This window comes from Anaeromyxobacter soli, from assembly GCF_022808855.1.
Taxonomy (GTDB): Bacteria; Myxococcota; Myxococcia; order Myxococcales; family Anaeromyxobacteraceae; genus Anaeromyxobacter; species Anaeromyxobacter soli.
This window is the reverse complement of record NZ_JAKZLF010000069.1, coordinates 1-7425: the sequence shown is the minus strand read 5'-3', so window position 1 is coordinate 7425 and position 7425 is coordinate 1. Positions and strand designations below refer to the sequence as shown.

Below are 7425 nucleotides of genomic sequence, written 5' to 3'. Positions count from 1 at the left end.
CTCCGCGCGGGCGGCGCGCTCCGCGGCGCGGCGCTCCGCGGGCGGCGCCGAGGGCGCCTGCGCCAGCGCGGGGGGCGCGGCGAGCGCGACGAGGACTGCGGCGAGCGCCGCGCGCGCCGAGCGCGGGGCCTTCCGGGAGAGCGGCGTCATCACGCCCGCGAGGATACCGCACGCCCGCGGCGCGCCGAGGTTAGATTGGGGGCGGCGGAGGGACGGTCCGGATGGCCCGCATCGACATGGAAGACTTCGTCGAGGGGACGGAGATCGCGCGCGTCTACCTCGCGGCGACGCTCGAGGAGGCGCAGGCGGTCGAGGCCGCGCTCGAGGACGCGGGGTTCGAGTTCGCGATCGAGCTCGAGACGTTCGCCTCGCCCACCGCGCTCGGCTCGAACCAGCCGCGCCGCGGCGCCGGCTTCTGGGTGGAGGCGAGCGCCGCGACGGCCTGCATCGGCGCGCTCGAGCGCGCCGGGCACCTGCGCGGCCTCGCGGAGCGCGAGTAGCCGGACCCGGCTACGCGGCCTTCGCCTTGGGCAGCGGCTTGCCCTTCTCGAACGCCGCGTTCGCCCCGAACTTGGCGACGATCTTCTTCTTGGTGTCGAGCCCCGTCGCCTCGATGACGAAGTTCGGGACGCGGCGGGCGCGCGTGTCCGCGACCCAGCGCGTGATCTCGCCGCGGCGGGCGGCCGGAGTGACGCGCCGCGCGACGACGTTCTTGCCGAGCTCGCGCCGGAGGCCCTCCTGCACGAGGTCGCCGACGTGGCGCGCGATGGCCGAGGAGACGCGGGCGACGACCTCGTCGGCCGTCTCGCGGAGGATGTCGTCGATGCTGGACTGGCGTGCCATGCTGGATTGCTCCATTCAGGGAGCCAGGAACATAGCCCGGTGGTCGAAATTGTCCACCGCATTCGTCCGGATTGCCCCCCATTGGACAATGGCTCCAGCGGAGTGGGCGTCCAGGCGACACGGCGCGCCGCGTCGCCTATTCCGCCGTCCGGCCGTCGCGCTGCGCGCGCCGCCGCGCTCCGCCGTTTCCACCCGCCATTCGCCCGCGCAGGCGCTCGAGCGCGGCCATGAGGTCCGGCTTCCCCGTCAGGACCGGCGAGAGCGGGTCCGCGCGAAGGCGGCGCGCGCGGCCCGGGACGTTGCGGAGGGTGAAGCGGGACGGGTCGAGCCGCGCCGTCACCTCGCTCCAGCGCAGCGGCGTCGACACCGGCGCGCCCGGCTTCGGCCTGACGGCGTAGGGCGCGGCGATGGTCTTGCCGAAGCCGTTCTGGAGGAAGTCGAGGTAGACGCGGCCGCCGCGCGCGGAGAGGGCGCGCGCCGTGGTCGCGATCTCCGGGAGCTCCGCCTCGATCGCGCGGGCGAGGAGCTCGCCGAGCGTCCTCGACTGCGCGTGGGTGAGCTGACCGCCGAGCGGCACGAGCACGTGCAGGCCCTTCTGCCCGGTCGTCTTGGGATACGACGGCAGCCCGAGCTCGTCGCAGAGGGCGTGGAGCGCCCGCGCGATGCGCACGACGTGCTCGAAGGGCGCGTCCTTGGGATCGAGGTCGACGACGCACCAGTCCGGGCGCTCGAGCGCGCCCGCCCGGCTCGACCACACGTGCAGCGGGATCGTGCCGAGGTTCGCGATCCACGCGAGGCCGTCCGCGTCGTCGACGAGGAAGTGATCGAGCTCGCGCCCGGCGTCCTCGCCACGGATCCGCACCGTCCGCAGCCACTCCGGCCGCCAGGTGGGCGCGTCCTTCTGGAAGAAGCTCTTCCCGTCGATGCCCTCGGGATAGCGCGTGAGGACGAGCGGCCGGTCCTTCAGGTAGGGCAGCATGAAGGGCGCGATGGCGCGGTAGTACGCGACGACGTCCCCCTTCGTGATCCCGTCCGCGGGGAACCAGACCTTCTCGCCGTTCGTCACCTCCACCCGGCGCGCGGGACGCGCAGGGTGCGGCACGGGCGGCGACGCGTCGTGCGGCGCGCGTGCCTCAGCGGCGCTCCGCGCCGCCGGGATGTCGAGCCACGCCGCGGAGCGGCCCGCGCGGTAGGGAGCGTCGGCGCGCTTCGCGACGATGCCGGCGAGCCCGCGCGCGCTCACCTCGCGCCGGAGCTCCTCGCCGCGCCCCTCGACGTGCTCCGCGTAGCGCACCGGCCCGAGTTGCGGGACGACGCTCGCGAGGAGGCGCTTCCGCTCGGCGAGCGGGAGGGCGCGGACGTCCAGGCCGCCGAGGGCGAGGAGGTCGAAGACGAAGAACGTCGCGGGGCGCTCCAGCGCGGCGCGCGCGACGTCTCGCGGACGGGCGAGCCGTGCGCGCGCCTCGAGCGCAGCGAGGTCGGGGCGGCCGTCGGGCCCGAGCACCACGACCTCGCCGTCGACGATCGCGTCGACGGGCAGCGCCTCGAGCGGCCGCGCGATCTCGGGGTAGAGCGCGGTCGCGTCCTCGCCGCGCTGCGTGAGGAGCGTCGCGCGCGTCCCCTCGCGCCGGGCGACGAGGCGGTAGCCGTCGTACTTCACCTCGAAGAGCCAGCCCTCCCCCTCCCCCCGCAACGGCTTGCCGCGCGGCGTCGCGCGCATCGGCCGGGCGTCGGCCCGCGAGAGCGCCCGCCGAGGCGCGCCGAGCCGCTCCGCCTCCCGCACCGCCCGCTCCGCGCGGCCCTCGCCCGCGGCGAGCTCCTCGAGCAGGCGGCCCGAGAGGACCGACTCCTGCGCGAACTCGCGCCCGGGGCCGGCCCACGCGTCGCCCCGGTGCTTCAGGAGCAGCCACTGCTGCTTGCCGCCCTGGGCCACGCGCGTGCGGACGAGCGTCCACTCTCCGTGCAGCTTGTAGCCGGAGAGCTGGAAGACGAGCTTGCCCCGGGCCAGCCCGTCGTACGGGTCCCCGACCGGGCGCCACACGCCGCGATCCCACACGATGACCGCGCCGGCGCCGTAGTTGCCGGTGGGGATGGTGCCCTCGAAGCCCGCATACTCGACCGGGTGGTCCTCGACCTCGACCGCCATGCGCTTGTCGGCGGGATCCGCCGAGGGCCCCTTGGGGACCGCCCAGGAGCGCAGCGTGCCCCCGAGCTCGAGCCGGAAGTCCCAGTGGAGACGTCGCGCGGCGTGCTTCTGCACGACGAACAGCCGCGGAGCGTCCGGCGCTCGCGCCCCGTCCTCCGCGGGGCCGAAGGGCTCGGGCGTCCGGCCCGGATCGCGCTTGGCGCGGTAGCTGTCGAGACGATCGGGCACGCGCGGCTCGCTCCCTTAATGTAAGGAGGCATGGCGCCCCGCTCGATCGCGACAGGCACGATCTCCTTCGGTCTCGTGTCGATCCCAGTCCGCCTCTACCCGGCGACGCAGCCCTCCGCCTCCATCTCGTTCAACCTCCTGCACGCGGCGTGCGGCTCGCGCCTCAAGCAGCAGTACGTCTGCGCGAAGGAGGGCGTGAAGGTGGAGCGCGACGAGATGGTGAAGGGCTACGAGTTCGCGAAGGACCGCTACGTCACGTTCACGCCCGACGAGCTGCGCGCGCTCGACGAGATCGCCACCCAGACCATCGACATCGCCGAGTTCGTCCCGGCCGCGCAGGTGGACCCGGTGTACTTCGACCGCGCCTACTACCTGGGCCCCGACAAGGGCGGCGGGAAGGCCTACCGGCTGCTCGCCCTCGCGCTCGAGCGCGCCGGCAAGGCGGCCCTCGCCCGCTACGCGGCGCGGGGCAAGCAGTACCTGGTGCTCATCCGCGCGCGCGACGGGCGGCTGGTGATGCAGCAGCTCTTCCACGCGGACGAGGTCCGTCCGATGGACGAGGTCCCCGTGGACGACGCCCAGCCCAAGGACACCGAGATCCAGCTCGCGCTCCAGCTCATCGAGCAGACCGCGTCGGAGGCCTTCCGGCCGGAGCAGTACGAGGACGCGGTGAAGGCGCGCGTCGAGGCCGCGATCGCGAAGAAGGTGGAGGGCCAGGAGATCCAGGTCGCGGCGCCCGCCGAGCCGGCGGCGCAGGTGATCGACCTCATGGACGCGCTGAAGGCGAGCATCGACGCCGCGCGCGGCGAGAGCCGGCGCCCCGCGCGCGCCGCGCCACCCGCGGCCGACGCCGGAGAGCGCAAGGGGGCGAAGCGGGCGCGGCGGGACGCGGACGAGCGCGGCAAGGCCACCACTTCCCGCAAGTGACCCCGCCGTGCGATGGTGGGGCGCGTGTATCGCGCCACCGACGTCGCCCGGCTGCTCGGCCTGCCCGTCGCGGAGATCCGCCGCCTGGCGCGCGCGGGGTTCGTGATGCCGCGCCGCGGACCTCGCAACGAGCTCCGCTTCGCATTCCAGGACCTCGTCCTCTTCCGCGCCGCGGCCGAGCTCGTCCACGCGCAGGTGCCGCCGTCGCGCGTGCGCCGGGCGCTCGGCGACATCCGCGCCAAGCTGCCGCACGATCGGTCGCTCGCCGGGGTCCGGGTGCTCGCCGACGGGCGGAACGTGGTGGTGCAGGACGGCGGCGCGCGCTGGCGTCCGGACACCGGGCAGGTCCTCCTCGACTTCGAGGTGCGCGACGTCGCTCGCAAGGTCGCGCCGCTCGTGCGCTCCGGCCGGCCGCCGGGCGGCGCGAAGCTGGACGCGGACGCCTGGTACCGCTGGGGCTGCGACCTGGAGGACGGCGCGCCCGCGGAGGCGGTCGAGGCCTACCGGCGCGCGCTCGGGCTCGATCCGGACCACGCGGGCGCCCACCTGAACCTCGGGCGCCTCCTGCACGAGGCGGGCGATCCGCGCGCGGCCGAGTTCCACTACCGGCGCGCGCTCCCCGCCACCTCGCAGCGCGCGCTCGCGTCGTTCAACCTCGGCGTGGCCCTCGAGGACCAGGGGCTCGACGACGAGGCCCTGCTGGCCTACGCGCGCGCCATCGAGGCCGACCCCGCGCTCGCGGACGCGCACTACAACGCGTCACGCCTGCTCGAGCGGCTGGGCCGGAGCGCCGACGCGCTCCGGCACCTCGCCGCCTATCGCCGCCTCACCGACACCGGCGCCTGATCCCGGGGTCGCGTGGCGCCCCTGGCGCACCGAGCTCTTCCCCTACTCCCCGCCCCAGGGCGCTCGCGGCGGCCGCCGCGCGGCGCGCTGCTGATCCGGCTGCTGCTGCGGGTGGCGCGGGTCCTGCTCCCACTTCATGCCGAGCGCGGAGATCGCGTTCCGGCTGGCGAGCAGGTCCGACTCGGCCAGCACCTCGGTGTCGGAGAGCCACTTCTTGAGGCGCGCGTCCTCGCCCGGCGTCTCGTCGCGCCAGCGCTGGAGATCCGCGCGCTGGCTGCGCTGGGCGAACTCGACCTGCTGCAGGAACGCGTGGTCGAAGTCGGCGCCGGACTTGCCGCGGAGCTGCTTCATCATCGCGTCGTGAGCGTCGCGCTCGTTCTTCGGGCCCGACATGTCCTTCGGCTTGCCGCCGCGCTCGGCGACGATCGTCCCGAGCTCGCGCTCGACGCGCGCGTGGTCGTCGACGAGCTTCTTGCCGAGGTCCTTCACCTGGCTCGACGCGCCCCGCTCCTGGGCCAGCCGCCCGAGCTCCTGCCCTTCCCGGCTGCGCTGCTCGAGCGTCCCGAAGATCTGCTTCTGGCGATCGTCGATCCGCTTCGCCGCGTCCTGCGGTGCCGCGCCGGGTCGAGCCGGCGCCGGCGCCGGCGCCGGGCGCGGAGCGCCGCCCGGGCGCTGCTCGGGGGCCGGCGGCCAGCGAGGCACCTGCGCGCCCGCCGCCCCGGCAGCGACGAGCGCCGCTGCAGCGAGCGCGCCCTTGATCCTGTAGGTCATGATTCCTCCTCCTGGGAAGAATCTGGACCCTCTTCGGGGGCCGCGGGACCCCTCGGCTGAACGGGCGGACGCCCGTGGACGGGACGGCGGGGCGACTCGCGCGATCCGCCTCGGCGCGCGCAGCGAGCCCGGGCCGGGCGGCGCAGGGGATTCGGGCGCAGCTCCGGCTCACGCGCAACGAGTGGCCGGGGGTGCGACGGGGCGCGGGGCCCGCCGGGCTCGGCGGGGCGCCCGCGCCGCGCGCCGCTACAGCTTGACCTGGATCTCGTACCGCCGGTTCTTCGCCTTCTTCGCGGCCGTGTCGTCCGGCTTCACGAGCAGCTTCTTCGAGCCCATGCCGACCGACTCGATCTCCTCCTTCGGCACGCCCTTCGCGACGAGCTCGCGCTCGACGACCGCCGCGCGCTTCGCGGAGAGCTCGTCGTTGTGCTTCGCGTTGCCGCTCGAGTCCGTGTGGCCGGACACGACGAACTTGAAGTTCTTCACGCCGGCGCCGTTGAGCTGCTTCTTGGCGTCGATGAGCACGTTGGAGAGCCGCTGCATCTTGGCGTCGCAGCCGGGCTCGAGGACGTCCGTGTCCGTCTTGAACGAGCACTGGTTCTTGCGGCCCTCGTCGAGCAGCCGCTTGTTGATCTGCTTCTCGAGCTTCCCGACGGTGGCGTTGCCCGCGGCCTTCTTCGCGACGTCCCAGGGCGTCTGGGCCGAGACACGGGTGGCGCCTGCGAGGGCGAGGATGGCGAGGGCGATCGTGACATGACGCATCGTGAATGTCCTCCGGTTGGGCCCGGATATTGAGCCGGGTCTGGCCCGCATGCAACCCGGGCGCGGCCCCCCGCCGGGGCTGCGGACCTCCAACGACAGCGGCGCCGCGCGCGCACACGCGGCGGGAACCACGGGCGGGCCGGTTCGAGGTCGAGGTCGAGGTCGAGGTCGAGGTCGCACCGCCGTCACCTTCCCGTTTCGCTCGCGGCGCGCGTGGATCGCGCGGCGCCCCGTCCGTCCGGTGGACGACCGCCGCCGTGCGCGCCCGCAGGAGGAGCCGTGCGAGACCGGTCCTTCCCTCTCCTGAAGGCGCACCGACGCAGCCGTCGGCGTGCTCCGCACCTCGGCGGCTCTTGGTCACGCGGGGTGCAGGCCGCGCGCGGCGAGCGGCCTTTCGCCGCCTCTCGCCCGTGCGCATGCTGTTCGCGACGAGGAGGCACTCATGGCGCGAACGAGGTCGCAGACGACGACCGATCACGAGACGATCCGGAGGTGGGTCGAGGAGCGCGGCGGCTGGCCGGCGGAGGTGACGTCGACCGCACGCGGCGCCCCCGGTACCGGGATCATCCGCATCGACTTCCCCGGCTACTCCGGCGAGGGGAAGCTGGACCGCATCGAGTGGGACGACTGGTTCCGGAAGTTCGACGAGTCGGGCCTGGCGTTGGTCTACCAGGACACCACCGCCGGCGGCGAGCAGAGCAACTTCAACAAGCTCGTGGCGAAGGAGACCGCGCAGGCGCGCGCGACCGGACGGCGAACCCCCCGCGCCTCTGCCGGCGCGGCGCGGAAGGGCCGCGCGGCGGGTGCGCGCCGCGGGCGCACGGCCACGGCCGGCCAGGGCCGCGCGGCGTCCCGCACCACCAAGCGGCGCGGTGCGGCGGGCCGGACGAAGGCAGCGGCGC

Annotated in this window: 7 protein-coding genes and 1 pseudogene; 4 read left to right on the top strand and 4 right to left on the bottom strand. The window is 74.7% G+C overall.

From position 1 onward, the window contains the following. Positions 1–221: 221 nt before the first annotated feature. Positions 222–500, top strand: coding sequence for a hypothetical protein (locus MLV88_RS23705; RefSeq protein ID WP_242341418.1), 279 nt, complete (start codon positions 222–224; stop codon positions 498–500). A gap of 10 nt (positions 501–510) precedes the next feature. Here the strand turns inward: MLV88_RS23705 and MLV88_RS23700 are convergent, their stop codons facing one another. Beyond that, positions 511–843 carry a hypothetical protein gene (locus tag MLV88_RS23700; protein WP_242341417.1) on the bottom strand — a complete coding sequence of 111 codons (333 nt, stop codon included), beginning with the start codon at positions 841–843 and terminating at the stop codon, positions 511–513. Between the two features lie 136 nt (positions 844–979). Beyond that, the gene (ligD, locus tag MLV88_RS23695; RefSeq protein ID WP_242361994.1) at positions 980–3217 is read right to left on the bottom strand and encodes a non-homologous end-joining DNA ligase; all 2238 of its coding nucleotides are present in this window, start codon (positions 3215–3217) and stop codon (positions 980–982) included. A gap of 30 nt (positions 3218–3247) precedes the next feature. Between ligD and ku the strand changes: the two genes are divergently transcribed. Together ku and MLV88_RS23685 are read left to right on the top strand one after the other, a co-directional pair. After that, positions 3248–4144: a non-homologous end joining protein Ku gene (gene ku, locus MLV88_RS23690; RefSeq protein WP_242341415.1), complete on the top strand. Its 897-nt coding sequence runs from the start codon at positions 3248–3250 to the stop codon at positions 4142–4144. Between the two features lie 24 nt (positions 4145–4168). Then, positions 4169–4990, top strand: a complete 822-nt coding sequence (locus tag MLV88_RS23685; RefSeq protein WP_242341414.1) for a tetratricopeptide repeat protein — start codon at positions 4169–4171, stop codon at positions 4988–4990. 42 nt (positions 4991–5032) lie between these two features. Here MLV88_RS23685 and MLV88_RS23680 read toward each other — a convergent pair whose 3' ends face one another. Then, complete coding sequence (locus MLV88_RS23680) at positions 5033–5761, bottom strand: DUF4142 domain-containing protein (protein ID WP_243338812.1); 729 nt, start codon at positions 5759–5761, stop codon at positions 5033–5035. A gap of 246 nt (positions 5762–6007) precedes the next feature. Beyond that, on the bottom strand, positions 6008–6523 hold the full coding sequence (locus MLV88_RS23675; RefSeq protein ID WP_242341595.1) for an OmpA family protein: 516 nt from the start codon (positions 6521–6523) through the stop codon (positions 6008–6010). Between the two features lie 442 nt (positions 6524–6965). Between MLV88_RS23675 and MLV88_RS23670 the strand changes: the two are divergent. Beyond that, a pseudogene (locus MLV88_RS23670) lies at positions 6966–7425 on the top strand (hypothetical protein); the annotation flags it as partial.

Excerpts from the sequence above, each read along its gene's own strand:
- MLV88_RS23680 (WP_243338812.1), bottom strand. The coding sequence starts at position 5,761 with ATGACCTACAGGATCAAGGGCGCGCTCGCTGCAGCGGCGCTCGTCGCT.
- MLV88_RS23700 (WP_242341417.1), bottom strand. The coding sequence starts at position 843 with ATGGCACGCCAGTCCAGCATCGACGACATCCTCCGCGAGACGGCCGAC.
- ku (WP_242341415.1), top strand. The coding sequence starts at position 3,248 with ATGGCGCCCCGCTCGATCGCGACAGGCACGATCTCCTTCGGTCTCGTG.
- MLV88_RS23705 (WP_242341418.1), top strand. The coding sequence starts at position 222 with ATGGCCCGCATCGACATGGAAGACTTCGTCGAGGGGACGGAGATCGCG.
- MLV88_RS23675 (WP_242341595.1), bottom strand. The coding sequence starts at position 6,523 with ATGCGTCATGTCACGATCGCCCTCGCCATCCTCGCCCTCGCAGGCGCC.